The sequence below is a fragment of the Streptomyces sp. NPDC090025 genome (assembly GCF_044748125.1).
GTDB lineage: Bacteria > Actinomycetota > Actinomycetes > Streptomycetales > Streptomycetaceae > Streptomyces.
In genome coordinates, this window is sequence record NZ_JBIVFL010000008.1 from 95,476 (window position 1) to 120,733 (window position 25,258).

The 25,258-nt window shown below is 74.1% G+C and carries 20 protein-coding genes and 1 pseudogene; 16 read left to right on the plus strand and 5 right to left on the minus strand.

Annotation, left to right across the window (positions count from 1 at the left end):
- Window positions 1-4 precede the first annotated feature (4 nt).
- Entirely contained in the window at window positions 5-1,363 is a 1,359-nt protein-coding gene (locus ACIPXM_RS20035; protein ID WP_401657113.1) for a streptophobe family protein, read from the minus strand.
- 94 nt (window positions 1,364-1,457) lie between these two features.
- On the opposite strand from ACIPXM_RS20035, the pseudogene ACIPXM_RS20040 reads away from it, so the two are divergent.
- The 3 genes and pseudogenes from ACIPXM_RS20040 to ACIPXM_RS20050 form a co-directional block, all read left to right on the plus strand.
- Window positions 1,458-2,834: pseudogene (locus tag ACIPXM_RS20040) on the plus strand (DUF6777 domain-containing protein); the annotation flags it as partial.
- Between the two features lie 481 nt (window positions 2,835-3,315).
- Entirely contained in the window at window positions 3,316-4,797 is a 1,482-nt protein-coding gene (locus ACIPXM_RS20045) for a PLP-dependent aminotransferase family protein (protein ID WP_401657115.1), read from the plus strand.
- 93 nt (window positions 4,798-4,890) lie between these two features.
- Window positions 4,891-5,394 (plus strand): FBP domain-containing protein, encoded by a 504-nt coding sequence (locus tag ACIPXM_RS20050; RefSeq protein WP_401657117.1) that lies wholly within the window; start codon window positions 4,891-4,893, stop codon window positions 5,392-5,394.
- A 36-nt stretch (window positions 5,395-5,430) separates the two neighbouring features.
- On the opposite strand, the gene ACIPXM_RS20055 is transcribed toward ACIPXM_RS20050, so the two are convergent.
- Window positions 5,431-6,636: an acyl-CoA dehydrogenase family protein gene (locus tag ACIPXM_RS20055; RefSeq protein WP_401657119.1), complete on the minus strand. Its 1,206-nt coding sequence runs from the start codon at window positions 6,634-6,636 to the stop codon at window positions 5,431-5,433.
- Between the two features lie 172 nt (window positions 6,637-6,808).
- Between ACIPXM_RS20055 and ACIPXM_RS20060 the strand changes: the two genes are divergently transcribed.
- The 4 genes from ACIPXM_RS20060 to ACIPXM_RS20075 all read left to right on the plus strand — a co-directional run bounded on the left by ACIPXM_RS20060 (window position 6,809) and on the right by ACIPXM_RS20075 (window position 11,534).
- The gene (locus tag ACIPXM_RS20060) at window positions 6,809-8,110 is read left to right on the plus strand and encodes a CaiB/BaiF CoA transferase family protein (protein WP_401657121.1); all 1,302 of its coding nucleotides are present in this window, start codon (window positions 6,809-6,811) and stop codon (window positions 8,108-8,110) included.
- The gene (locus ACIPXM_RS20065; protein WP_401657123.1) at window positions 8,107-8,772 is read left to right on the plus strand and encodes a GntR family transcriptional regulator; all 666 of its coding nucleotides are present in this window, start codon (window positions 8,107-8,109) and stop codon (window positions 8,770-8,772) included. Before ACIPXM_RS20060 ends, ACIPXM_RS20065 begins: the two co-directional genes overlap by 4 nt.
- A 109-nt stretch (window positions 8,773-8,881) precedes the next feature.
- Window positions 8,882-10,675 carry an FAD-dependent monooxygenase gene (locus ACIPXM_RS20070; RefSeq protein ID WP_401657125.1) on the plus strand — a complete coding sequence of 598 codons (1,794 nt, stop codon included), beginning with the start codon at window positions 8,882-8,884 and terminating at the stop codon, window positions 10,673-10,675.
- Window positions 10,676-10,880: 205 nt separating this feature from the next.
- Window positions 10,881-11,534, plus strand: a complete 654-nt coding sequence (locus ACIPXM_RS20075) for a CBS domain-containing protein (RefSeq protein ID WP_401657127.1) — start codon at window positions 10,881-10,883, stop codon at window positions 11,532-11,534.
- Between the two features lie 239 nt (window positions 11,535-11,773).
- On the opposite strand, the gene ACIPXM_RS20080 is transcribed toward ACIPXM_RS20075, so the two are convergent.
- Complete coding sequence (locus ACIPXM_RS20080) at window positions 11,774-12,073, minus strand: DUF1876 domain-containing protein (protein WP_401657129.1); 300 nt, start codon at window positions 12,071-12,073, stop codon at window positions 11,774-11,776.
- Window positions 12,074-12,350: 277 nt separating this feature from the next.
- The gene (locus tag ACIPXM_RS20085) at window positions 12,351-13,115 is read right to left on the minus strand and encodes a GntR family transcriptional regulator (protein WP_401657131.1); all 765 of its coding nucleotides are present in this window, start codon (window positions 13,113-13,115) and stop codon (window positions 12,351-12,353) included.
- A 311-nt stretch (window positions 13,116-13,426) separates the two neighbouring features.
- Here ACIPXM_RS20085 and ACIPXM_RS20090 point away from each other — a divergent pair, with 311 nt between their 5' ends.
- From ACIPXM_RS20090 to ACIPXM_RS20125, 8 genes are all read left to right on the plus strand, one after another.
- The gene (locus tag ACIPXM_RS20090; protein ID WP_401657133.1) at window positions 13,427-14,809 is read left to right on the plus strand and encodes a PTS transporter subunit EIIC; all 1,383 of its coding nucleotides are present in this window, start codon (window positions 13,427-13,429) and stop codon (window positions 14,807-14,809) included.
- A 76-nt stretch (window positions 14,810-14,885) separates the two neighbouring features.
- Window positions 14,886-15,956, plus strand: coding sequence for an SIS domain-containing protein (locus ACIPXM_RS20095; protein ID WP_401657135.1), 1,071 nt, complete (start codon window positions 14,886-14,888; stop codon window positions 15,954-15,956).
- A 78-nt stretch (window positions 15,957-16,034) separates the two neighbouring features.
- Window positions 16,035-17,027 (plus strand): dihydroxyacetone kinase subunit DhaK, encoded by a 993-nt coding sequence (gene dhaK / locus ACIPXM_RS20100; protein ID WP_401657137.1) that lies wholly within the window; start codon window positions 16,035-16,037, stop codon window positions 17,025-17,027.
- Between the two features lie 8 nt (window positions 17,028-17,035).
- Window positions 17,036-17,767, plus strand: a complete 732-nt coding sequence (dhaL, locus tag ACIPXM_RS20105) for a dihydroxyacetone kinase subunit DhaL (protein WP_401657139.1) — start codon at window positions 17,036-17,038, stop codon at window positions 17,765-17,767.
- The gene (locus tag ACIPXM_RS20110) at window positions 17,764-18,189 is read left to right on the plus strand and encodes a PTS-dependent dihydroxyacetone kinase phosphotransferase subunit DhaM (RefSeq protein WP_401657141.1); all 426 of its coding nucleotides are present in this window, start codon (window positions 17,764-17,766) and stop codon (window positions 18,187-18,189) included. Before dhaL ends, ACIPXM_RS20110 begins: the two co-directional genes overlap by 4 nt.
- A gap of 250 nt (window positions 18,190-18,439) precedes the next feature.
- Entirely contained in the window at window positions 18,440-20,467 is a 2,028-nt protein-coding gene (locus ACIPXM_RS20115) for an FAD-dependent oxidoreductase (protein ID WP_401657418.1), read from the plus strand.
- Window positions 20,468-20,550: 83 nt separating this feature from the next.
- Window positions 20,551-21,108 carry a PadR family transcriptional regulator gene (locus ACIPXM_RS20120; RefSeq protein ID WP_401657143.1) on the plus strand — a complete coding sequence of 186 codons (558 nt, stop codon included), beginning with the start codon at window positions 20,551-20,553 and terminating at the stop codon, window positions 21,106-21,108.
- A gap of 284 nt (window positions 21,109-21,392) precedes the next feature.
- Window positions 21,393-22,790 carry an FAD-dependent oxidoreductase gene (locus tag ACIPXM_RS20125; RefSeq protein ID WP_401657145.1) on the plus strand — a complete coding sequence of 466 codons (1,398 nt, stop codon included), beginning with the start codon at window positions 21,393-21,395 and terminating at the stop codon, window positions 22,788-22,790.
- Between the two features lie 35 nt (window positions 22,791-22,825).
- Here the strand turns inward: ACIPXM_RS20125 and ACIPXM_RS20130 are convergent, their stop codons facing one another.
- Entirely contained in the window at window positions 22,826-24,166 is a 1,341-nt protein-coding gene (locus tag ACIPXM_RS20130) for a DUF2252 domain-containing protein (protein ID WP_401657147.1), read from the minus strand.
- A 202-nt stretch (window positions 24,167-24,368) separates the two neighbouring features.
- Between ACIPXM_RS20130 and ACIPXM_RS20135 the strand changes: the two genes are divergently transcribed.
- Window positions 24,369-25,184, plus strand: a complete 816-nt coding sequence (locus tag ACIPXM_RS20135) for a GntR family transcriptional regulator (protein WP_401657149.1) — start codon at window positions 24,369-24,371, stop codon at window positions 25,182-25,184.
- The last annotated feature ends 74 nt before the right edge of the window (window positions 25,185-25,258 follow it).

Below are 25,258 nucleotides of genomic sequence, written 5' to 3' on the forward strand. Positions count from 1 at the left end.
CCGCTCAGCGGCCCGTGCGCGCGTTCCCGGGCTCCTTCGGGGCCTCGCCCTTGCGCCGTACCCCGGTGGCGAGCAGGGCGCCCAGGAAGCCCGCCACGAGGCCCCAGAGCAGGCCGAGGCCGACGGTGGCCCAGATGTGCGGGCGCAGGACGACTTCGGCGCCGAGGGCGCCCAGGTCGCCGATGCCGAGGACGGAGAGGCCGAAGCGGGCCTCGACGAGGGTGAGCGGAGTGACGACCAGCAGGGTGACGGCGAAGGCGACGCCCAGGTGGAGGGCGTGGCGCCAGGCGGGGACGCCGGCCGGTGAGCGGGTGGCGGTGACGAAGCCCGCGGCGAGGACGAGGACGGCGGCGATCACCAGCAGCCACCAGGCGCGGCCGTCGTAGGAGGCGAGGTTCGAGAGGTCGACTGTGGAGAGGTCCTTACCGCCGTTCCCGCCGCGCAGCACCTGGTCGAGGATCTGCGGCATCGGCAGCCCGAACGGCCCGTCGGCCCGGCCTTCCCAGGAGCCGCCGATGCCGACGCCGAGGGCCGGCCAGGCCACGTTGGGCAGCCCGAGCAGCAGCACCGCGAGGGTCTCGGCGGCGTGCCCCTTGGTGGCGGCGACGACCAGACCGATGACGAGGGCGACGCCCACGTACGCGAGGAGCAGGAGCAGCATCGCGGAGGCGGCGGGGCGGACGGCCTGGTGGTGGCGGACCAGCCGGGCGGGCAGCGGGGTGCGGCGGGAGACCAGCAGGGCGACGACGAGGACGCCGAGGATCCACAGAAGGCCGTAGCCGAGGGTGGGGCCGACGTCGGTGGTGAAGCCGACCTTGGGGTCGGCGGCGTTCAGGAGGTCCTTGAAGAGGTCGCCGAGGTCCCCGCCGTCGCCCGTGGTGTCGCCGCCGAGGGTGAGGGGGAAGTCGTGGCGGGCGAGCGCGCAGAGGCCGCCGAGTCCGGCGAGCCACAGCAGCACGGTGGGGACGGCGACGCCGAGCAGCGTACGGCCGGAGGCGACGGCGTGGTGGCGCAGCGGTCGCAGGAAGACGCTTCCGGCGACGAGTGCGCCCACCAGGGTGACGGTGAGCGGCATCGCGGTCAGTTCGGCCTCGGTCCCGGCGAGGGCGCCCGCGTCGCCGGACAGCGACACCTGGCCGCCCGCGGCCATCACCACGACGGCGGCGAGGACGGCGATGAACGCGCCTGCGCCGCCGGGGAGATCGGCCGCTCCGGCGGCCCAGAGTCCGAGGCCCGCGGTGACGGCCATCGCGGCGAAGGCGGCGACGACAGCGCCGAGGGCCCATGCGGCGCCGTGCGCCCAGGGGCCCGCCGGGGCGGTGGTCGGGGCCTTGCCGGGTGGCGCGGGGGGCGGGGTGCTCACGCTGCCCACGCTAGTACCGGCGGCCGCCGTCCGCTTGCGGACGCCCCCGGATCGGCGCACACAATGGGCGCGGAACGGAAGAAAGGGAATAAACGTGACTTCCCACCCGCCGTCCGGCCCGCCCTCGGTCCCGCCCACCGGCCCGCCCCCTGGGCCCGTCTCCGGACCCAGCACGCGCCCCGCGTATCCCAGCACTCCCCCGCCGCAACCCCCGCCACCGACCCTCCCGTCGGGCAGCGGGGGCGGTGGCGGCTCCGCCGGAGGCGGTGACTCCAGAGGTGGTGGCGGTGGCTCAGGGGGAGGCGGTGGCTCCGGCGGCGGTACGGGCGGGGGCCCGGGCGACGGCGGTCGCGGCGGCGGCCCCTGGTGGCGCTCCGTCCCCAAGGTGGCCTCGCTGACCGCGGCCGTGGTCGCGGCCGTGGCGCTCGTCGTCGTGCTCACCACCCGCGACAGCGGGAACGACGGCGGCAACCAGGCCGGTTCGGGCGGCCGCGAGGTGTTCCTGCAGAACACCTCGGCGAGCGGGCCCGACCCGTTCACCCGCTCCACGGCCCGTACGCAGAATCCGACCGTCTCACCGCCCGCGCTGCCCAGCGAGACCGGCACGACGGCCAACACGACCCGCAGCGTGTCGGGTTCGGCGCCCGGACTGTACGGCGGGACACACCTCACCGCGAGTTGCGACGTGGAGCAGCAGATCCGCTTCCTCTCCGACGAGCCCGCCAAGAACGCGGCCTTCGCGACCACGCTCGGCATCACGGCGAACGAAGTCCCGGGCTATCTGCGCTCCCTGACGTCGGTTCAGCTCCGGGTGGACACCAGGGTCACCAACCACAGGTTCACCGGCGGGAAGGCCGCGCCGTTCCAGTCGGTGCTCCAGGCGGGCACCGCGGTCCTGGTCGACGACCACGGGGTGCCCCGGGTGCGGTGCGCCTGCGGCAATCCGCTGACCCCGCCGGTCGCCCAGAACGCGCCCAAGCAGGTCGGCACGGCCTGGCCCGGCTACCGGACGAGCAATGTGGTCTATGTGCAGCCGTCGGTGACGATCATCAACGTCTTCGTCATCTACGACCCGAAGACCGACCGCTGGATCGCCCGCAAGCCGGGCGACCAGGGCCACCACCACGACCAGCACACCACTCCCCCGCCGCCGCCGACCCCGACGCCGTCGAAGTCGCCGTCGACCTCTCCTTCGACCTCCCCGTCGGCCTCCCCGTCGACGTCGCCCTCCACGTCGCCTTCGACGTCGCCCTCGACGTCCCCGTCCACCTCGCCGACCACGCCACTGCCGTGCGTGACGGTCACGGGTGACGAGACCCCGGAGCCGGTCGACGGTGTGACGCCGTCGCCGTGCCCGTCGCCGCTGGAGTCGACGACCAGCCCGACGCCTTCGCCGTCACCCTCGGCGTCCGCGTCCTCGGTGTCCCCCTCGGCGTCGTTGTCGTCACCGGCCACGCCGTCGTCGTCGCCGTCGTCGCCCTCACTGCTCTCGTCGCCGTCGACGGAGACATCGGTCCCGAACTCGGCCTCGGACTCCGCCGCCGCCTCGGAGAGCGGCCTGAACACGCCCCCGGGCGCCGGGTCGGTCTCGCCCCCGGCGCCGGGCGCGCCCGCGGGTCAGCCGCTGATCTGAGTGGACGGCGGTCCGTAGGCCGTGCCGCCGGAGACGGTGGTGCAGCCCACGGGCCGCCGTTCGTGGTGCCGGGACCGGCGTCTGGAACGCAAGGATCGGATCCAGGATCCGATATCCAGCGGCGTGGCCGCCTGCTCCTCGGCCCGTCGCTGCCAGTTCCGCTCGTCGCGGTCCGTGAAGTGTCCGGACATGGGATCGCTCCTTCTCTCGGTGGTCGGCCCGATGGACCCGGTCCTGGTACCACCCGGGTCTTCAGGCCATTGACCTGAGTCTGTAGGCTCATTGGCCTGGAGAGCACAGCCAATGAGGAGTGATTGGCATGGCAGAGGGTCGAGTGGTCCGCAGTGTGGTCACCCCGGCGGACCGCACGCTGAGCGGGCGGCAGTTGGCTGCCCTGCTCACGCCGCCCGTCGAAGGCCGCTTCGGCTATCGCGAACTGGCCAGGGCGGTACGGCAGACGCTCCTCGACGGCCGGGTCGCGCTGCGGATGCGGCTGCCCGCCGAACGCGAGCTCGCGGTGGCCCTCGGGGTGAGCCGGACCACCGTGACCGCCGCCTACGACCTGCTGCGGGAGAGCGGTTACGCGCACAGCAGGCAGGGCGCCGGGACCTGGACCGAGCTGCCGGAGGGGCAGGCGCCGATCGGGCCCGCCGCGCTCCGCGACGACTCCGGGACCCTCATCGACCTCGCCCTCGCCGCGCCCGAGGCGCCGCCGGGACTGCTCACCGACGCACTCGGCGAGGCCGCCGCGGAGCTGCCGCGCTTCGCGTCGAGCCAGGGCTACCACCCGTACGGCATCCCGGAACTGCGCGCCGCGATCGCCGACCGCTACACGGCCAAGGGGCTGCCCACCCGGCCCGAACAGATCCTGGTGACCACCGGGGCCCAGCAGGCCCTCGCGCTGTCCCTGGCGCTGCTCGGCGGGCCCGGTGACCGGGTGCTCGCCGAGAACCCCTCGTACCCCAACGCCCTGGACGCCATGCGCGGGCGGCGGATGCGGATCACGCCGGTGCCGGTCACCGAGGCGGGCTGGGACAGCGGCCTGATCGACGCGGCGCTGCGGCAGACCGCGCCGCGGCTCGCCTATCTCGTACCGGACTTCCACAATCCGATGGGCCGGCTGATGCCGCCCGACCAGCGGCGCGAGGTGGCGCGGGCGGCGCGGGCCACCGGGACCTGGCTGGTGGTGGACGAGACACTGACGGACATCGGGCTCGACGTGCCGCCGCCCGATCCGTTCGCCGCGTCCGCCGGGCCCGGCACCGGGGAACAGCTCATCAGCATCGGTTCGCTCAGCAAGAGCTGCTGGGGCGGGCTCCGGGTCGGCTGGGCGCGGGCCTCCGCGCGCGTGGTGACCGAGCTGGCGCGGCTGCGGATCACCCACGACCTGGCGGGCTCGGTGCTCGACCAGCTGGTGGCGGTGGCGCTGATGCGACGGCTCGACACGCTGCTCCCGCCGCGCGCCGAGGAACTGCGGCGGCGCCGGGAGGCCCTGGTGACGGCGCTCGCCCGGCATGTGCCGGAGTGGCACTGGACGCTGCCGCCCGGCGGTCTGTGCCTGTGGCTGGACCTCGGCCGCCCGATCGCGGCGGAACTCGCCGCGCGGGCGCTGCGGCACGGGGTGCGGGTGGAGGGCGGATCCAGGTTCGGGGTGGACCCGGGGACGCACGAGCACCGGCTGCGGATCCCGTACGCGCTGCCCGTCGAGGTGTACGAGCCGGCGGCCGAGCGGCTCGCGGCGGCCCTGGCGGGTGCGCCCGCGCCGTTCGCCGAACCGGATCTGCCGGACTGGGTGGCCTGACCGAGGACCGGGGCGGGGTCGCCGGGGTCGGATCGGCCCGGGGGCGGATCTATTCGGATGCCCGGGGCAATGATCATGTGTACGGTCGGGTGCGTGGAACCATTGACCGAGAAAGAGATCCGCGCGTCCTTCGTGAACTGCACGAAGGGCGAGGCGTCTCGTATGAAACTGCCGCTGGACTTCGCCGAGCTGCCCTGGGCCGACCTGGACTTCCTCGGCTGGGTCGACCCGGCCGCCCCGCTGCGCGCGCACCTGGTGGTGCCGGGCGCCGAGGGGCCCCTCGGCATCACGCTGCGGGTGCCCGCGGTGGGCCGGACCAGCGCCATGAAGTCCAGCATGTGCCAGATCTGTCTGACCTCGCACGCCTCGTCGGGCGTGACGCTGCTGTCGGCGCCGCTGGCCGGCGCGCGCGGCCGGGAGGGCAACACGGTGGGCACGTACATCTGCGCCGACCTCGCCTGCCCGCTGTACGTGCGGGGCAAGCGGCAGCCGAAGCTGCGCGGTCCGCGGCACGAGGAGTCGCTCACCCTGGACGAGCAGGTGGACCGGATGATGGGCAACCTGCGGGCGTTCACGACCCGGGTGACCGCGGGCTGAGCCCGTGGCCCGGCCCGCGGCCCCCGGCCCGCCGGGTCAGCGGAACGCCTGCTCGCCGGTGAGCGCCTTGCCGATGACCAGGGAGTGCACCTCGCTGGTGCCCTCGTAGGTCAGCACCGACTCCAGGTTGTTGGCATGGCGCAGCACCGGGTACTCCAGGGTGATGCCGTTGGCACCGAGGATGGTGCGGCACTCGCGGGCGATGGCGATGGCCTCGCGGACGTTGTTCAGCTTGCCCACGCTGATCTGCTCGGGGACGAGCGTCCCGGCGTCCTTGAGGCGCCCGAGGTGGACGGCGAGCAGCATCCCCTTGCCCAGCTCCACCGCCATGTCGGCCAGCTTCTGCTGGGTGAGCTGGTAGGAGGAGAGCGGGCGGGCGAAGACGGTGCGGTCGGCGGCGTAGGAGATCGCCGCCTCCAGGCAGTCGCGGGCCGCGCCGAGGGCGCCGAAGACGATGCCGAAGCGGGCCTCGTTCAGACAGCCGAGCGGCCCGGACAGGCCACGGGCCCCGGGCAGCAGGGCGTCGGCGGGCAACCGCACGTCGGTGAGGACGAGTTCGCTGGTGACGCTGGCCCGCAGGGAGAGCTTGCGGGTGATCTCCGGCGCGCTGAAGCCGGGGGTGTCGGTGGGCACCACGAAGCCGCGGACACCGTCCTCGGTACGCGCCCAGACCACGGCGACATCGGCGACGGAGCCGTTGGTGATCCACATCTTGGTGCCGTTGAGCACCCAGTCGGAACCGTCGCGCTTGGCGTGGGTGCGCATCGCGCCCGGGTCCGAGCCCGCGTCGGGCTCGGTGAGCCCGAAGCAGCCGATGTACTCACCCGCCGCCATCCCCGGCAGCCACCGCTCCTTCTGCTCCTCGGACCCGAACTTCCAGATCGCGTACATGGCGAGCGAGCCCTGTACGGAGACGAGCGAGCGCAGCCCGGAGTCGACGGCCTCCAGCTCCATGCAGGCCAGGCCGTACGCCACGGAGTTGGTGCCCGCGCAGCCGTAGCCCTCCAGATGCATCCCGAGCACACCGAGACCGCCGAGGGTACGGGCGAGCTCGCGGGCGGGCAGCTCGCCGGTCTCGAACCACTCGGCGACGTAGGGGCGCAGCTCGCGGTCGGCGGCGGTCCGCACGGTGCGGCGGATCTCGCGCTCCTCGTCGGTCAACAGGCCGTCGATCGCGAGCAGGTCGAGCGGGTGGACGGGGGCGGACTGCGCGGAACGCGTGGGCTGCGGCGACGACTTCACGGGCGGGCCTCCTGGCGGCGGTGGCGAATCGGCGAGCGGCAGCCTAGCCCCAGATTGGATATTGGATCCAGTATTGAATATCCGCCGCCCGCCCTCTAGCGTCCGGCTGGATCCAATATCCGATGTCCATGACCTCGGATATTGGATCCAACCGCCGACGAGGGAGAGCGGGATGCACGCGCAGCAGCCGGAGGCGGCGGACACCACCACGCCCGGTGCCCTGTCCGGGATCGTCGTCGCGGACTTCGGGCGGGTCCTCGCCGGTCCATACATGACGATGCTCCTCGCGGACCTCGGCGCCGAGGTCGTGAAGATCGAGCGTCCCGGCTCCGGTGACGACACGCGTGCGTGGGGGCCGCCGTTCGCCGACGGGCAGGCCACCTACTTCCTCGGCGTGAACCGCAACAAGCGCTCGGTGGCGCTCGATCTGACCGATCCGGCGGATCTGGCGTCGGCCCGGGCCCTGGTCGCGCGGGCCGATGTCCTGGTGGAGAACTTCCGGCCCGGCACGATGGACCGGCTCGGGCTCGGCTACGAGGAGTCCCGGGCGGCCAACCCCGGGCTCGTGTACTGCTCGGTGACCGGGTTCGGCTCGGCGGAGGGCGCCGCGCTGCCGGGCTACGACCTGCTGGTGCAGGCCATGGGCGGGCTGATGAGCGTGACCGGGGAGCCCGGTGGCCCCGGTACCAAGGCCGGGGTGGCGCTCGTCGACGTCATCACCGGGCTGCACGCGGGCATGGGGGTGCTCGCCGCGCTGCGCCACCGCGAACGCACCGGCGAGGGTCAGCGGATCGAGGTGTCGCTGCTCGGTTCGCTGCTGTCCGCGCTCACCAACCAGGCCGCCGCCCATCTCGCCACCGGGACGGTGCCCGGGCCGCTCGGCAACCGGCACCCGAGCATCACCCCGTACGAGGTGTTCCGGGCGAGCGACCGGCCGCTGGTGCTCGCGGTCGGCAACGACCGCCAGTTCCGGACCCTGTGCGTACGGCTCGGGCTGCCGGGCCTCGCCGACGATCCGCGTTTCGCGGACAACTCGGCCCGGGTCGCGCACCGCGAGGAGCTGACGGCCGCGCTGTCCGCGCGGCTCGCCGAGCGGACGGCCGACGCCTGGTGCGCGGAGCTGACCTCGGCCGGGGTGCCGTGCGGGCCCATCAACGACCTGGCCGGCGCCTTCGCGCTGGCCGACCGGCTCGGCCTCGGCGCCCGTCTCCCGGCCGACGCGGCCGGGCCCGGCCAGGTCGCGCACCCGGTGACGTACGGCGCGACGCCCGCCTCCTACCGCTCCGCCCCGCCCCGGCTCGGCGAGCACACCGACGAGGTCCTGACCGGGCTCGCGGAGGTTTTCCACAGGCCGGACGGGCTGTCGGCGGCGCGTAGCAAGATGGACGTCACGCGCCAGGAGGATCCGGCGCGCGCACCGACACGGGGACGCGGACGGGGACGTACGCGGGGACAGGGAGAGGGGCAGCGATGAGCGGCACGACGGAGCGGACGAGGCCACCGACCGCCCAGCAGTTCGTCCTGGGGGAACTGCGCCGGGCCATCACCAGCGGGGAGCTGCGGCCCGGCGACCCGATCCGGCAGGACACCCTGGCGGCGCGGCTCGACGTGAGCCGGGTCCCGCTGCGCGAGGCCCTGAAGACCCTGGAGGCCGAGGGCCTGGTGGTGCACCACGTCCACCGGGGCTATTTCGTGGCCGAGTTGTCGCTCGCCGACCTGGAGGAGATCTACCGGATCCGGCGGCTCCTGGAGACGGAGGCGGTCAGTGCCGCGTTCGCGCGCGGCCCCGACGACCTCGTCGAGACGATGGAGCTGCTCCAGCGGGACGTGGAGCGGGCCGCGCGGGCCGAGGACGTCACGGCGATGGCCGAGGCCAACCGCCGCTTCCACTTCACCCTGGTCGACGCCTCCGGGATGCCCCGCCTGGTGCGGCTGATCAGTACCCTGTGGGACGCGACCGACGCGTACCGCGCGCTGTACTACACGGCGGAGGCACACCGGCAGCAGGCGGTGCACGAGCACCGGGCGGTGCTCTCGGCGCTGCGCGAGGGAGACCTGCGGGCCGCCCTCGAATGGCTCGACGAGCACCGTGACCACGCGGTGGCGGCCCTGCGCGAGGTGCTCGCCCTGGCCTGAGCCCGGGCACCGAGCCCGGGCCCGATGCGCGCCCGGCGGGCTGGGGTGCGCCGGGCGGAGCGGCGGCCGACCATGGAGGAGGGGCCGGCCGCGAGGAGGCGACGTCGCGATGCGCAGCCACAGCGACACCCACAGCCGCTCCCATCGGGGTGCGCCGCCGTCCGTCCTCGACGTGCTCGTCGTCGGCGCGGGCCCGGTCGGCCTCACCGCCGCCGCCGAGCTGCGCCGCAGGGGCGTCACGGTGCGGATCGTCGACCGGCTGCCCGCCCGGCTGCCGTACGCCAAGGCGGTCGGCGTCCAGCCGCGCACCCTGGAGATCTGGGAGCGGATGGGCTGCGTGCGGGCGGCCCTGGAGGCGGCGGTGCCGTTGCGGGGGCAGTTCGTGTACGTGGACGGGGTCGAGCGGGCCAGGACGGATCTGGTGCTCCCGGCGGAGGTCCCGTACCGGTTCGCCGCGCTGCCGCAGTACGAGACGGAGCGGATCCTGGCGGAGACGCTCGCCCGGTTCGGCACCCGGGTCGAACGGGTCACCGAGCTGGTCGGGTTCACGCAGGACGCGGACGGGGTGACCGCCCGGCTGGTGCGGGCGGTGGCGGGCGGCACACCGGCCGAGGAGGAGGTGCGCTGCCGCTATCTGGTGGGCTGCGACGGCGCGCACAGCGCGGTGCGCAAGGGGCTCGGTCTCGCGTTCGAGGGCGGTGCGTTCCCGTCGGCGTACATGCTGGGGGACGTGCGTCTGGACTGGGACGTGACGCCCGGTTACAGCGTGCGCGCCAGCAGGACCGACCGGCCGGGCGGCGCGGCGGACCGCACCGGGGGCAGCAGCCCGGGGGCCGGTGGCGGGGAGACGCTGGTGGCCGTGCCGCTGCCCGGCGGCCGCTACCGGGTGTCGATGAACGTGCCGTCCGGCGGGCCCGACGAGCCCGCCGGACCGCCGGAGCGGGGCGGGCGGGCCGACGAGGGCACCGAGGGCGCGGACGGGGTGACGCACGGTCTGGAGCACGGCGGGCGCAAACCGTGGCTCAGCGATCTCCAGGGCGTGCTCGACCGCCTGTCGCCGTGGCCGGTGACGGCGTCCGACCTGCGCTGGTCCTCGGTGTTCCGGATCAGCCACCGGCTCGTGGACCGGTACGGCGAGGGCCGGGTGTTCGTCGCGGGCGACGCCGCCCACATCCATCCGCCGACCGGTGCGCAGGGCATGAACACCGGCATCCAGGACGCCTACAACCTCGCCTGGAAGCTGGCGCTCGCCGTGGAGGGCCGGGCGGCGCCGGGGCTGCTGGCCAGTTACGACGCCGAGCGGCATCCGGTCGGGCAGGAGGTGGTGGGGCGGACCGTGCGCCACGCCGTCCAGGGCATGGAGGCCGATCCGGCGGACCCGGAGACCCTGATGCTCCGCGAGGCGCAGCTGCTGCTCGGCTACCGGGGCAGCCCGGTCGTGGGCGGCGCGGGTCCGTCCGCCGACGGCGAGGGTCCCGGGCCACGGGCCGGGGACCGCGTACCGGACTGCACGGGCCTCACGCATCCGCTGGTCGCCGCGCCGCTGCGGCTGCACGAGCTGCTGCGGGACCGCGGGCACGTCCTGCTGCTGCACCCGGAGGGCGACGGGCCGGCCGCCGCCGGGGAGCTGCGGCGGCTGGCCGACCGGGCGGCCGAGTTGTCGGGCGGGGCCGTGGAGACGTGCGTGGTGCTGCCGGGCGCGGCACCGGAGGAGGTGTCGATCGCCGTGGCGGCGGTGGGGCTGGCGGTGTACCGGGACGCGGCGGGCGGGTTCGCCCGCGGCTTCGCCGTACCGACGCCGACGGCTTTTCTGGTCCGGCCCGACGGCTATCTGGGGGCGCGGTTCGACCCGGCGGACCGGGCGGCGCTCGACGCGTGTCTGCGGGGGGTGTTCGCCCCGTGAGCGCCGGGCGGGCGCCCGGGCGCGGGGCTGGGCGCGGGGCCCGTACGGGGCGCCTCGGCCGCTTCTGACCAGCCGCTTCGTGGCCGACGGGTGACATCGGGCAACCTCTTCCGTCACTCCCTCCCCTTGGGTCGTCGCGCGTCCCGGCGGCACGCGCGCATGGGGGATCATGGACGGAGGAGTCGACAGAAGGACGGGACGAACGATGAGGCACCGCAGTGTCGCCGACCTCATGACGCCGACCGCGATCGCGGTGCAGCCGGGGACTCCGTTCAAGGAGATCGCCCGACTGCTCGACGAGTACGGCATCACGGCCGTGCCGGTCGTCGACGCGGAGAACCGTCCGGTGGGCGTGGTCTCCGAGGCGGACCTGCTCCGGCGGCACACCGCCAAGGACGGCCCGAGCACGGCCGAGGCGATGATGTCGAGTCCGGTGGTGACCGCCCGCCCGTCCTGGACGGCCGTGGAGGCGGCCCGGCACATGGAGCGGCACCGGGTGAAGCGGCTGCCGGTGGTGGACGCGGACGGGCGCCTGATCGGGGTGCTGAGCCGCACCGATCTGCTCCAGCTGTTCCTGCGGCGGGACCGGGCGATCCAGGAGGAGATCGTGGAGGACGTGGTCACCCGCATCCTGCGGCTCTCCCCCGCGTCGCTGCACGTCGACGTGTCGGAGGGCCGGGTCACCCTGACCGGCAGCCTGCCGCGCGAGAGCCTGGCCCCGATCTTCGTGCGGCTGTGCGAGGACGTGGACGGGGTGGTGGAGGTCGTGGACCGGCTCGCGTACGAGGACGCGGAGCGGACCGCCGCCGATGCCCGCCCGGTGCCGGAGGCGCAGCCCGCGCACGGCGGCCAGGGCTAGGTCGTGTCCGGAAAGTCCCGCCTGGCTCGCGACGCCTGGCACGCACGCTCGCCGCGTTGTCGGGATCGCCCACGTACGCCCAGTACGAGGGCGACCCTCCGCCTTGCGATCGCACGCACCAGACGCCGCGAGCCCCGCCCTGGCGGGCGGACGGCGCTACTTTCCGGACACGACCTAGGACGCGGGGGCGCGGGGCCGCCCGGTTTCCCTGCGCGGCTCTCCTGCCCGTCGCCGGGCCGTCAGTCGACCGCCTCCGGCCAGCCGTAGCCGGGGCCCGTGCGGCGTGGCACCGTGTCGGCGCCGGCCGCTTCCATCTCGCGGTCGGCCGCCCGCATCAGGCGTCCGGCCAGGTCCTTCATGGCCCGGCCGGCGGCGAGTTCGTCGCCGATCGCGGGGATGTCGGCGTCCGCCGGGTTGCGGTGGGCGGTGCCGTGGCCGGTGACGGTCGACGTGCCGGTGTCCAGGCGGGCCTCCGCCGTGGTCCTGCCGCCTTCCTCGACCAGGTCGACGCCGACCTTCCACTCCAGGTGCCGGGTCATGGCCCGCCTCCTCGTGCCCTCGGTCACGCGCGGACACCGCGTGGCCCTCTCCCCTGTCAGGATCCCCCTCCCAGGATCCCGCCGTCGCCGGGGGCGCGCCACGTCCGGGACCGTCCGCGGGTCCTCGCGCCCGTTGCCGGTGGGCCATCGGCCTTACGGAAGGGGACTTCCGGTCGCCCGCGCGCGGCGGTCGCGGCGGGACCATGGGGGAGGCGGCGGGTGCGGGACCGCGCGGTTCCGCAGCGCCGGACGCGCCGGACACCCCTGGGCCCGTGGGTCAGCTCGCCGGGAAGGCGGTGCGCAGCCGGTAGCGCTCACCGCTGTACTCGACCAGCGAAAGCAGCGCGGGCCGCTGGTCGCGGGTGAAGACGGTCTGGTCGAGGGCGAGGACGGGTGCCCCGGTGTCGATGCCCAGGTGTCCGGCGAGACCGGTTCCGGCGGCGCGGGCCTCGATCGTCACCTCCGAGCGGTCCAGTTCGACGCCCCGGGCGGCGAGCTGCTCGAAGAGCGAGGCGGTGGCGAAGTCGACGTCGGTGAGGCCGGGCGCGAGGCGGGCGACGACGAGGGTGCGGTCGACGGCGACCCGGACGTCGTCGAGGAGCCGGATGCGTTCCAGCACGATCAGCGGGGTTCCGGCGGGTACGTCGAGCCGTTCGGCGTCGTCGAGCGATGCGGGCAGCGTCTCCAGGCGCAGCACCAGCGAGCTGGGCGTCATGTGCTTGCGGCGGGCGGTCGCGGTGAACGACTCCAGGTCGTTGGGCCACTCGCGGGAGCCGGTGGTGCCGCCCGCGACGAACCACCCACGGCCGTGCGAGGCGGTGAGCATGCCTTCGTCGACCAGGTGCAGCAGGGCCTTGCGGAGGGTGACCCGGGAGATGTCGAAGCGGGTGCAGAGGTCGCGTTCGGACGGCAGCCTGCTGCCCGGCGGCAGCGGGCGCCGGGCGATCTCCTGCCGGATGAGCTCCGCCGCCTGGGCCCAGAGCGGGGCCGCGCCGCTGGTGCGCTGGGGTGTCCGCGGCGGTGCGGCGGGCTGGTCGGGCACGGGAGACCTCCGGTTCGACGACCCTCGATCATACCAGTGTCTACCACTTGGACGACTGCGGACCTGCCACAGGTCCCGGGGACCCCAAGGATCCCGGGGACCAAAGCCCTCCGCCGACGGACCGACCCGCACGACATCCCCGCCGGAAGTCCCGAGATACCGAAGATTTCAATACCAGTGTTGACCAGTTAAAGACCACTGCATACCTTGTGGATGCGGCGCCTGTGGCCTGGCCGGGCCCGCTCTCGGTGCCACCGGAGTCCGGTGATGCCGCCCCCGTGCTCGATGGAGTGCTCGATGGAGGAAATCGGATGAGTGGCGCCCAAGCGAAGAAACGCTCCCGTGGTGGCGTGATGGCCGTGCTGCAGCGGATCGGCCGGAGCCTGATGCTGCCGGTCGCGGTGCTGCCCGCGGCGGCCATCCTGCTGCGGCTCGGCAAGGAGGACCTGCTCGGCAGGCCCGAGTTCCCCGAGCTGATCCGCAAGCTCGGCATGATCCTGTCCTCCGGCGGCCAGGCCGTCTTCGACAACCTGCCGCTGCTCTTCGCGATCGGCGTGGCCATCGGATTCGCCAAGAAGGCGGACGGCTCCACCGCGCTCGCGGCGGCCGTCGGCTATCTGGTCTTCAAGAACGTGCTGGCCAGCCCCGCCTTCCCCAAGGGCGTCGACGGCGAACCGCTCGACGCCAAGGTCCTCGGCGGCATCGTCATGGGCCTCGTGTGCGCCCTGCTCTACCAGCGCTTCTCACGGACGAAACTGCCGGACTGGCTCGGTTTCTTCGGCGGCCGGCGTCTGGTGCCGATCCTCAGCGCCTTCGCCGGGGTGGGGATGGGGCTGGTGTTCGGCGTCGTCTGGCCGACCGTCGGCAGCTGGTTCTTCCACTTCGGTGAGTGGCTGGTGGGCACCGGCGCCTGGGGCGCGGGGCTGTTCGGACTGGTCGTCCGCGCGCTGATCCCGGTCGGGATGCACCACTTCTTCTCGTTCTTCCCGTGGTTCGAGGCCGGCAGCTACGTCAACCCCGCCACCGGCGCCGAGGTGCACGGCGACATCGCCCGCTTCCTCGCCGGGGACCCCAGCGCCGGACAGTTCATGACCGGCGGATTCCCGATCTACATGTTCGCGCTGCCCGCCGCGGCCCTCGCCATCGCGCACACCGCGCGCCCGGAGAACCGTACGGCCGTCAAGGGCATGATGATCTCCGTGGCGCTGACGTCCTTCGTCACGGGCGTCACCGAACCCATCGAGTTCAGCTTCATGTTCGTCGCCCCGGTGCTCTACGCGATCCACGCCCTGCTGTTCGGAGTGTCGATGGCCGTCACCTACGCCCTCGGCATCCGCGACGGTTTCGGCTTCTCCTCGGGCGCGATCGACTACGTCGTCAACTTCGGTATCGCCACCAAACCCTGGCTGCTCATTCCGATCGGACTGGCCTTCGCGGCCCTGTATTACGTGATCTTCCGCTTCGCGATCGTCAGGTTCGACCTGCCGACCCCGGGCCGGGAACGTCCGGAGCCGGACACGATGTCCCCCACGCCCGGCACCGAGGCCGAGGCCGAGACCACGGCCGCGGCCGACGCCCTGGCCAAGACCGGAGCCAAGACCGGAGCCGAGGCCGACGCCGGAACCGGGGCCGGGACCGGGACCGGGGCCGAAGCCGCGGCCTCGGACGGTCCCACACCGGACCGGGCCCCCTGATCCCGTACGCCACATCCCGCCCGCCCCTTCTTGCCTCCCTTGCCTCTCTTGCCCTCCCCCCTCACGAGGAGACCCCATGTCCGCCTCCCGCATCACCTTCCATGACGGCCAGGACGACCAGGGCGCCGCGCTCGAACGCATCGCCCGCACCGTCCGCGCCCAGCTCGCCGGTCTCCCCGCCCTCTCCGGGCACGGCGCGGATGCCCCGCGCCGCCCGCTGTTCACCGGCATCGGCGCCTCGTACGCGGCCCTCGCCGTGCCCGTCGACACGCTGCGCCGCGCGGGCCTCCCGGCCCAGCGCGTGCTGGCGAGCGACATCGAGGAGGGCCTGACCGGCTTCGACACCGATCTGCTGATCGGGGTCTCCCAGTCCGGCCGCAGCTCGGAGACGATCGCCGCGTTCCGGGCCGCCGCCGGGACGCGCACGCTCGCCGTGCTCAACGTCGCCCCGTCCCCGCTGGGCGAGCTGGCGGACCTGACCGTGGGCCTGGGCAACGAGTCCGACTCGTACGCCTCCACCATCGGCTTCACCGGGACCGTCCTGGCGCTCGACCTCATCGCGGGCCGGCTCTCCGGCCGTACGGAGGACCCGTGGGCCGATGTCGCGGAGCTGACCCGCACGGTCCGCGCCCGGGCCTCGACCGCCGTCGAGCGGCTGCGGGTGCGCGCCGCCGGGTGTGTCGCGGCGGACTGCGTCGCCTCCGGCGCCTCGCGTACGAGTGCCGAGGAGGCCGCGCTGCTGCTGCGCGAGGTGCCGAGGATGCCGGCGGCGGCTTCGGCCACCCGCAACTACCTGCACGGCGAGATGGAGTCCGCCGGGAACACCCTGCACCTGGTCTTCGGTGACGGCCGCGAGATCGACCTGGCCCACTCGCTGGCGGGGGCGGGCCACACCACCCTCCTCGTCACCACCAGGACCGTGCCGCCGGAGGGCGACCTGCACGTCGTACGGCTGCCGGTCACCGCGCCCGCGCCGCGCGTGGTCCTGGAGACCGTGGTGGTCCAGGAGCTCGTCCAGGCCCTCAGCCTGGAACGCGGCGTCCCCATCGAGTCCTTCGTCTTCGCCAACGACGACACGAAGGAGGGCGGGGTCGACCCGGGCGACTTCGCCGTCGCCTCGCCGGTCCTGGGGGCCGGATCCGCGTGACCTCGGCCGCCACGGGGCGGATACTGCCAGGAGGGGGCGGCCGGGCGGCGCCCCTTCCCGGCACACGAGGAGACACCCTTGAGGATGCTGATCAATGTTCCGGAGACCGTGGTCGCGGACGCGCTGCGCGGCATCGCCGCCGCGTATCCCGACCTGACCGTGGACGTGGCGAACCGGGTGGTGATGCGGCGGGACGCGCCGGTCGCCGGGCAGGTGGCCCTCGTCTCGGGCGGCGGCTCGGGGCACGAACCGCTGCACGCCGGATTCGTGGGCCGGGGGATGCTCGCGGCCGCGTGCCCCGGGGAGGTCTTCACGAGTCCCGTCCCGGACCAGATGGTCCGGGCGGCGGCCGCCGTGGACAGCGGTGCCGGGGTCCTGTTCGTCGTCAAGAACTACACCGGCGACGTGCTCAACTTCGAGATGGCCGCCGAACTGGCCGAGGACGAGGGCATCCAGATCGCCAAGGTGCTCGTCGACGACGACGTGGCGGTGACCGACAGCCTCTACACGGCGGGGCGGCGCGGCACCGGGGCCACCCTGTTCGTGGAGAAGATCGCGGGCGCCGCGGCCGAGGCGGGCATGCCGCTGGAACGCGTGGAGTCGCTGGCCCGCCGGGTGAACGCCCGGTCGCGCAGTCTCGGCGTCGCGCTCAGCGCCTGCACGACCCCGGCGAAGGGCTCCCCGACCTTCGATCTGCCGGACGGCGAGCTGGAGTTGGGCATCGGCATCCACGGCGAGCCGGGCCGTGAGCGGCGGCCGATGATGACCTCGCGGGAGATCGCGGACTTCGTCGTCGACGCCGTCCTGGACGATCTGCGGCCGACCGGACCGGTCCTCGCGCTCGTCAACGGTATGGGCGGGACACCGCTGTTGGAGCTGTACGGGTTCAACGCCGAGGTGCACCGGGCGCTCGGCGAGCGCGGGGTGCCGGTGGCCCGGACGCTGGTCGGCAACTATGTGACCTCGCTGGACATGGCGGGCTGTTCGGTGACGCTGTGCGAGGCGGACGAGGAACTGCTCGGGCTGTGGGACGCGCCGGTGGCGACGCCCGCGCTGCGCTGGGGACGGTGAGGAAACACATGACGGATGCGGGTACGGATGCGGGTACGGGTACGGGCGCGGTGACCGGGCCGGGGGCGGGCGACGCCGGAACGGGGCCGGGTCCGGGAGCGGACGCGGACCGGGAGACGTACGGGGCGGAGTTCTTCCGCGCCTGGCTCGCGGCGGCGGCCGTCGCCGTCGACCGGAACGCCGACCTGCTCACCGAGCTCGACTCGGCGATCGGCGACGCCGACCACGGGGCCAATCTGCGGCGCGGTTTCGCGGCCGTGGCGGAGACCCTGGACAAGGAGCCGCCCGGCACGCCGGGCGCGGTGCTCATGACCGCCGGACGCCAGCTGATCTCCACGGTGGGCGGGGCGTCGGGGCCGTTGTACGGGACGCTGCTCCGCCGGACCGGCAAGGCGCTCGGCGAGGCGGAGCGGGCGTCCCGGGCGGAGCTCGCGGCGGCGCTGACGGCCGGGGTCGCGGCGGTGGCGCAGCTGGGCGGTGCGCAGCCGGGCGACAAGACGATGCTGGACGCGCTGGTGCCCGCGGCCGAGGCGCTCGGCACGTCGTTCGCGGCGGCGCGGAAGGCGGCGGAGGCCGGGGCGCTGGCGACCGTACCGCTGCGGGCGCGCAAGGGGCGGGCGAGCTATCTGGGTGAGCGGTCGGTGGGGCACCAGGACCCGGGGGCGACCTCGTCGGCGCTGCTGCTCGCGACGCTCGCGGAAACGGCCGGGGCCGAGGGCGCGGCGGGGGTGGCCTCATGACCGCCGCCCCGGGCGGCGGCGCCGGGCGGGTCGGGATCGTCCTCGTCTCGCACAGCGCGGCCGTGGCGACGGCGGTCGCCGAGCTCGCCAAGGGCCTGGCCGGTGGCGGTGACACGGCCACGGTGGTGCCCGCGGGCGGCACCCCGGACGGCGGCCTCGGCACCAGCGCCGAGCTGATCGCGCGGGCCGCCGAGGCGGCCGACCAGGGCGCCGGGGTGGCGCTGCTGGTCGATCTGGGCAGCGCGGTGCTCACGGTGAAGGCGCTGCTCGCGGAGGGCGACGAGCTGCCGGAGGGGGCGCGGCTGGTCGACGCGCCGTTCGTGGAGGGCGCGGTGGCGGCCCTGGTGACGGCGTCGACGGGCGCGGACCTGGCGGCGGTGGTGGCGGCGGCCTCGGAGGCGTACGCCTACCGCAAGGAGTAGGCCAAAGAACAGGGGGGCCTTGATCGGCTCGGGGCCTGACCGGCCCCTGGTGACGGCTCCGGCCCGGGCGCCTCGGGGCGTCCGGGCCGGAGCCGTCCGGTCGGTCGGCCGGTCGCTCCCGCCCCACCCCCACTGTGGTGTCGCGCACATCCACGCCCCCCCGCTTATGCAACTTGTTGCAGAAGACTCTGCGGGTCGTCTACAACAGACCGTGACGATCCCGCGCGAGGAGGCGCCCCACATGGCTCCGATGGACCCGACCACCACCCCGTACCCGCATCTGCTGAGCCCGCTCGACCTGGGCTTCACCACGCTGCCCAACCGGGTGCTCATGGGGTCGATGCACGTCGGCCTCGAAGAGACCGAGCGCGGCTTCGAGCGGATGGCGGCCTTCTACGCCGAGCGCGCCCGCGGCGGTGTCGGGCTCATCGTCACCGGCGGCATCGCGCCCAACGAGGCCGGGCGGCCGTGGGACGGCGGGGCCAAGCTGACGAACGCCGAAGAGGTCGCCGAGCACCGGCTGATCACCGACGCGGTGCACGCCGAGGGCGGCCGGATCGCGATGCAGATCCTGCACTTCGGGCGGTACGCCTACCACGAGGGCCTCGTCGCGCCGAGCGCGATCAAGGCGCCGATCAGCCCCTTCGTACCGAACGAGCTCTCCGACGCCGAGGTCGAGCGGACCGTCGAGGACTACGCCCGCTGCGCCGAACTGGCCAAGGAGGCGGGCTACGACGGCGTCGAGGTGATGGGGTCCGAGGGCTACCTGATCAACGAGTTCATCGCCGCCGCCACCAACCAGCGCACCGACCGCTGGGGCGGCTCCTACGAGAACCGGACGCGCTTCCCGCTGGAGATCGTGCGCCGGATCCGCGAGCGGGTCGGCACCGACTTCATCCTCGTCTACCGGCTCTCCATGCTCGACCTGGTGCCCGGCGGCTCCACCCTCGACGAGGTGGTCGCGCTCGCCAAGGAGATCGAGGCCGCGGGCGCCACCCTCATCAACACCGGCATCGGCTGGCACGAGGCCCGGATCCCCACCATCGCCACCTCCGTGCCGCGCGGCGCCTACACCTGGGTGACCAAGCGGCTGATGGGCGCGGTGTCGGTGCCGCTGATCACCTCCAACCGCATCAACACCCCCGAGGTGGCCGAGGAGATCCTCGCCGACGGCCGCGCGGACATGGTGTCGCTGGCCCGCCCGTTCCTCGCCGACCCCGACTTCGTCGCGAAGGCCGTCGCCGACCGCGCGGAGGCCATCAACACCTGCATCGGCTGCAACCAGGCGTGCCTCGACCACACCTTCAACCTCAAGATCACCTCCTGCCTGGTGAACCCGCGGGCCTGCCACGAGACCGAGCTGGTGCTCTCCCCCACCCGGCTCGCCAAGCGGGTCGCCGTCGTCGGCGCGGGCCCGGCCGGTCTGTCCTGCGCGGTCGCCGCGGCCGAACGCGGCCACTCCGTCACGCTGTTCGACGGCGCCGACCGGATCGGCGGCCAGCTGAACATCGCCAAGCAGGTGCCCGGCAAGGAGGAGTTCGACGAGACGCTGCGCTACTTCCGCGTGCAGCTCGCCGAGCGCGGGGTCGACGTGCGGCTCGGCACCATGGTGGACGCCGCCGACCTCGACGGCTACGACGAGATCGTGGTCGCCACCGGCGTCACCCCGCGCCGCCCGGAGATCGAGGGCGTCGACCACCCGAGCGTGGTCGGCTATCTCGACGTGCTGCGCGACAAGGTCGAGGTCGGCGAGCGGGTCGCGATCCTCGGCGCGGGCGGCATCGGCTTCGACGTGGCCGAGTTCCTCACCGACGGCGGCGAGGGCGCGAGCCAGGACCCCGAGACGTACTTCCGCCAGTGGGGCGTCGACACCTCGTACGCCTCCCGCGGCGGGCTCCGCGTCCCCGAGCGGGCCCGGCCGCCGCGCCAGGTCCACCTGCTCCAGCGCAAGACCAGCAAGGTCGGCGCGGGCCTCGGCAAGACCACCGGCTGGATCCACCGCACCGAGCTGAAGCACCGGGGCGTCACGATGACCGCGGGCGCGTCGTACGACCGCATCGACGACGACGGCCTGCACCTCACGGTCGACGGCGAGCAGCAGCTGCTCCCGGTCGACACGGTCGTGCTGTGCACCGGCCAGGAGCCGCGGCGCGGGCTGTACGAGGAGCTCATCGCCGCGGGCCGCCCGGCGCACCTCATCGGCGGCGCGGACGTGGCGGCCGAGCTGGACGCGAAGCGGGCCATCGACCAGGGCACCCGGCTCGCCGCGACCCTGTGAGCCGTACGGAGATCACGACGGTGACGGCGACTGCGGCGGCGGGCGCGGGCCGGCCCGCCGTCGGCCGAACCTAGGATGCGTGCATGTCCCTCCCGCACGCGATCCTGACGGCGCTGCTCGAGAAGCCGTCCTCCGGGCTCGAACTGACCCGCCGCTTCGACCGGTCGATCGGTTACTTCTGGTCTGCCACGCACCAGCAGATCTACCGCGAGCTGGGCAAGCTGGAGGCGGCGGACCACATCAGGGAGCTGCCGTCCGCCGTCCCGGCGCGCGGGCAGCGCAAGGAGTACGAGGTGCTGCCGGCCGGGCGCGCGGAGCTCGGGTCCTGGGTGGACACCCCGGAGGACCCGAAGCCGATGCGCTCGGCGCTGCTGCTGCGGATGCGGGCGGCCGCGGCGGTCGGCGGCACCGACCTGCGGGCCGAGCTGGCCCGCCATCTGGTGCTGCACCAGGAGCAGTTGGCGGAGTACCGGGAGATCGAGGACCGCGACTTCCCGCCGCACCGGCGGGTGACGGAGCCGGACCGGCTGCGGCATCTGGTGCTGCGCGGCGGGATCGAGCTGGAGCGGTTCTGGGTGGAGTGGCTGACGGGGGCGCTGCGCGAGCTGGCGCCCGAGGCGGCCGGGACGCCGGAGCCGTAACGGGTCGAGAGGCCCACGGCGCGGACCGGGGCATCGGAGGCACAGGCCGGAGCCGCATCCCCGCAGGGCCCCGGAGGGCCCCGGATTGACGCCGTGCGTCCCACCGCTCCGGGCCCGGCGCATCTCCCGCCCCATCGCATCACCCTCCTCCGCCACCCCTTCGAGCGCATCCCTCCCCTCGCGTCACATTCCGTGACCGTTCGGTCACCTTGCGGTGGATACTGGTCGCGATCGGACCGCGTGGGCCGGAGGGTCCACGTCATCCCATACGCGAAGGGGCGAGGATGACCGACGAGTTGGGACCCCGTACCACCGGACGTCACGCGGTGGTCGTCGGAGGGAGTCTCGCGGGTCTGCTGGCCGCGCGAGTGCTGAGCGAGTACGCCGAACGAGTGACCGTGGTCGAGCGCGACCGCTTCCCCGAGGAGCCGGACGGGCGTGCCGGGCTGCCGCAGGGACGGCACATCCACGCGCTGATCCAGGGCGGGCAGCGGGCCTTCGACGAACTGCTGCCCGGTCTCGTGGCCGAGCTGCACGCGCTCGGCGCGCCCAAGGTGGGCATCCCGGCGGACATGGTGCAGTGGCAGGCCGGGCGCTGGTTCACCCGGTCGACCGCCACCGCGAGCTTCTACTCGGGGCCGCGCGACCAGCTCGACTGGCTGGTGCGGGAGCGGGTGTTCGCGGATCCCCGGATCGAGCGGATCGAGGCGACCGAGGCGGTCGGCCTGGTCGGTGACGCGGACCGGGTGCGCGGGGTGCTGCTGCGCCGCCGTGGCGCCGACGCCCACAAGGAGCCGTACGAGCTGGCCGCCGATCTGGTGGTGGACGCCTCGGGGCGGACCACCCGGGCGCCGAAGTGGCTGGCCGCGCTCGGGGCCGAGGCCCCGGCCGAGGAGACCCTGGACACCGGGCTCGCGTACGCCTCGCGGGTCTTCCGCACGCCGGAACCGGACCCGTCGACCGACACCCTCGGCTACTACATCGTGCCCAACCCCGGGCAGGTGTACGGCGGTGTGGTGGTGCCGCTCGGCGACGGGCGGCACATGGTCACGCTGTCGGGGCTGCGCGACGACCGGCCGACCACCGACGAGGACCGGTTCGAGGAGTACGCGCGGCGGCTGCCGCACCCGGTGGTCGCGGACTGGATCGCGAAGGCGGAGCCGCTGTCCCCCGTGTTCGGGGCCCGCAACACCGCCAACGTCCGCCGCCGGTACGACGCTCCGGGGCGCCGGCCCGCCGGGTTCCTGGCGACCGGGGACGCGCTGTGCACCTTCAACCCGATCTACGGGCAGGGCATGGCGGTGGCCGCGATGTGCGCGGTCGCGCTGCGCGGGGCGCTCGCGGACACCCGGCGCACGCCGACCACCCGGCGGGTGCAGAAGGCGCTCCTGGACGCCTCACGGCAGGCGTGGGACATCTCGGCGGGCGCCGACAAGAAGATGCCGGGCGTGGTCGGGAACGCGACCCGCACGCTGCTGTCCGAGCGGCTGACCGGCTGGTACGTCGCGCGGGTGCAGGACCGTGCGGCGGGCGACCCGGTGGTCGGCAGCGTGTTCCGGTCGGCGCTCGCCCTGGAGAAACCGATGACCGCGCTGTTCGCGCCCGCGGTGGTGCGGGCGGTGCTGTTCGGTCCGGCCGCCGACACCCCGGCGGCGCCGCCGCTGCGCCGTACCGACGGCTGAGCGCACGGCTGAAGGGGCGGCGGTGCGCCCCGGGCTCAGACGCCCGGGGCCGCCGTCACCACTCCGGCGGCTATCGCGGCGCTGAGCGCCGCGTAGTCGTCGGCGTTCTGCCCGGCGTAGCGCAGCGCGAAGTCGGCGATGGCCCGGTCGAAGACGTCGCCGCGGCCGAGGTAGGCGGCGATGGCGATGCGGTCGCCGGTACGGGCGTGCGCCCGGGCGAGGGCCCGGCCGCACAGCCTGGCGTAGTCGCGCAGCGCGGCGGGGGACATCGTCTCGACCTCGGCGGAGCCCTTCATGTCGCGCAACTGCCGCCAGTAGAAGTGGCGTTGCTCGGGTCCGGTCATCCACCCCAGGAAGATGTCGCTGGCGGCCTGGGTGAGCCGCTGGCCGCAGACGACCCGGCGGCCGTGGTGCGGGAAGACGCTGGGGGCGAGGTACTGCTCGAGGACGGACCGGCCGGCTTCCTTGACCTGGAGGAAGAGCGGGTCGCCGTCGTCCCGGCCCTGGAGCAGCAGGATGAAGCAGCGGGTGCCGACGCTGCCGACGCCGACGACCTTGCGGGCGGCGTCGACGAAGCGGAACCGGTCGAGCAGCACCCGGCGTTCCTCGGCGAGCGAGCTGCGGTAGTCGCTGAAGATCTTGCCGATGCTGACCCGGTCGAGGTCGGTGGTGCGCTCCAGGAGGGGCGGGTCGTCGACGATCCGGCGGCGGCCCGCCGGGTCCTGCTCGGTGAGCTTGCCGAGGGCCTGGAGGCTGGTGCGGCGCCGGGCGCGGGCGAGGCCGTGCTCGACGCGGCCCCGGTCGACGGCCCGGACCAGGGGCACCAGGTCCTCGGCGGCGATCCGCTCGTACCAGACGGCGAGTTCGCCGAGTGCGGCCAGCTCGCGCATGGCGAGCCGGTACGCCTCGGCGGCGACCTGGGCGGCGCGCCGGGCCTTGTCCTTGGTGGTGCCGTTCTGCAGGGCGGCCACGGCGACGGAGGCGGCGAGCCGTTTGACGTCCCACTCGAAGGGTCCTGGCAGGGTCTCGTCGAAGTCGTTGACGTCGAAGAGCAGCGTCCGTTCGGGTGAGGCGTAGAGGCCGAAGTTGAGCAGGTGGGCGTCGCCGCAGAGCTGGACGTCGAGTCCGGTGCCGCGCTGGGCGGCGAGGTCGGCGGCCATCACGGCGGCGGCGCCGCGCAGGAAGGCGAAGGGCGAGACGGCCATCCGCCCGTAGCGGATGGGGACGAGCTCGGGGACCCGGTCGACGCACTGGCGGTCGAGGACGGCGAGCGGGTCGGGGCGCTGCGAGGAGGGGATCCAGCGGCCGTGCGAGGAACGGGGTACGCGCTTGCGGGCGGCCCTGCCCTTCTCGGCCCGCTCGGACGGCGTCGCCATCCGGCCTCACCCGCCTCTCCCACCGCCACTGCCACCACTGTTCCGGTGCGATCCATTACACGGCCCGGCTCTCGTTTCGGCCACTCTCGGCGACGGGCCTTCCAGAATGGTTTAGACCAATGATAGGAATTGATCACCCACACGACTCGGGTGGTCACACCGAGCAATGGTTGAACCATGCACGACAGAGAGGGTCCGAGACATGGCCGAGCCCGTTGTTGAGCACGGGTCGAGGGCGGCGCTTCCGCTCTACCTCAGGGTCGCCTGCGCACTGCGGGACGATCTCACCCAGCGCCGCATCTCCCCCGGCACCCGGCTGCCGTCCGAGCGGCTGCTCGCTCACCGCTACCACGTGAACCGGCAGACCGTGCGCAGCGCCCTGCAACTCCTGCGCGAGGAACGCCTCGTGGTGACCGACCGGCGCGGCACCTATGCCGCCGACGCCGGGCACGAGCCGCGGCCGCACACCGCCACCCCGCGCGGCCGCACCTTCCCGGGCGGACCGCGGGCCGCCGACGCGCTGGTGCGCGCCGAACTGTCCTGGGAGGCGCCACCTGTGGCGCTCGCGGGGCGGCTCGCGCTCGCGCCGGGCGAACCGACGCTGGTGCACCGGCACGCGGTGCTCAGCCCGGCGGGGGAACCGCTGCAGCGCGCGGTGACCTGGTTCTCCCGGCCCGCGCTGGACGAGATACCGCAGCTCGGGCGCTACCGGCGGATCGGTGAGCGGCACCGGCAGCCGGACCTGCGGCTGCTCTACCACTGGATGCACCAGGCGGGGCTGCGCACGGTCCACCGGGAGTCGATCGGGGTGTCGCCCCGTCCCGCGCCGGACGGGGCGCCCGCCGGTTCCGACGGGCCGCCCGAGGCCGTCAGGGCGCCGGGCACCGCGGGCGGGCCGGGCGCGCCCCGGCTGTGCGTCCACCGGGTGGTGAGCGACCAGCACGGGCACGCCCTGGAGGTCACCGACATCGACGTGGCGGGCAGGACCGGGGCCTGGACCTACGAGTTCGGCGGCTGAGCCCCGGCTCGGCACACGGTCCCACGACCGGACCGGCGTGGCCTCCGCCAGGGCCCGCCGACCGCCCCCCACAC

Excerpts from the sequence above, each read along its gene's own strand:
- ACIPXM_RS20115 (WP_401657418.1), top strand. The coding sequence starts at position 18,440 with ATGGACCCGACCACCACCCCGTACCCGCATCTGCTGAGCCCGCTCGAC.
- ACIPXM_RS20060 (WP_401657121.1), top strand. The coding sequence starts at position 6,809 with ATGCACGCGCAGCAGCCGGAGGCGGCGGACACCACCACGCCCGGTGCC.
- ACIPXM_RS20125 (WP_401657145.1), top strand. The coding sequence starts at position 21,393 with ATGACCGACGAGTTGGGACCCCGTACCACCGGACGTCACGCGGTGGTC.
- ACIPXM_RS20130 (WP_401657147.1), bottom strand. The coding sequence starts at position 24,166 with ATGGCGACGCCGTCCGAGCGGGCCGAGAAGGGCAGGGCCGCCCGCAAG.
- ACIPXM_RS20075 (WP_401657127.1), top strand. The coding sequence starts at position 10,881 with ATGAGGCACCGCAGTGTCGCCGACCTCATGACGCCGACCGCGATCGCG.
- dhaL (WP_401657139.1), top strand. The coding sequence starts at position 17,036 with ATGACGGATGCGGGTACGGATGCGGGTACGGGTACGGGCGCGGTGACC.
- ACIPXM_RS20080 (WP_401657129.1), bottom strand. The coding sequence starts at position 12,073 with ATGACCCGGCACCTGGAGTGGAAGGTCGGCGTCGACCTGGTCGAGGAA.
- ACIPXM_RS20070 (WP_401657125.1), top strand. The coding sequence starts at position 8,882 with ATGCGCAGCCACAGCGACACCCACAGCCGCTCCCATCGGGGTGCGCCG.
- ACIPXM_RS20135 (WP_401657149.1), top strand. The coding sequence starts at position 24,369 with ATGGCCGAGCCCGTTGTTGAGCACGGGTCGAGGGCGGCGCTTCCGCTC.
- ACIPXM_RS20095 (WP_401657135.1), top strand. The coding sequence starts at position 14,886 with ATGTCCGCCTCCCGCATCACCTTCCATGACGGCCAGGACGACCAGGGC.
- ACIPXM_RS20110 (WP_401657141.1), top strand. The coding sequence starts at position 17,764 with ATGACCGCCGCCCCGGGCGGCGGCGCCGGGCGGGTCGGGATCGTCCTC.
- ACIPXM_RS20045 (WP_401657115.1), top strand. The coding sequence starts at position 3,316 with ATGGCAGAGGGTCGAGTGGTCCGCAGTGTGGTCACCCCGGCGGACCGC.
- ACIPXM_RS20120 (WP_401657143.1), top strand. The coding sequence starts at position 20,551 with ATGTCCCTCCCGCACGCGATCCTGACGGCGCTGCTCGAGAAGCCGTCC.
- ACIPXM_RS20065 (WP_401657123.1), top strand. The coding sequence starts at position 8,107 with ATGAGCGGCACGACGGAGCGGACGAGGCCACCGACCGCCCAGCAGTTC.
- ACIPXM_RS20090 (WP_401657133.1), top strand. The coding sequence starts at position 13,427 with ATGAGTGGCGCCCAAGCGAAGAAACGCTCCCGTGGTGGCGTGATGGCC.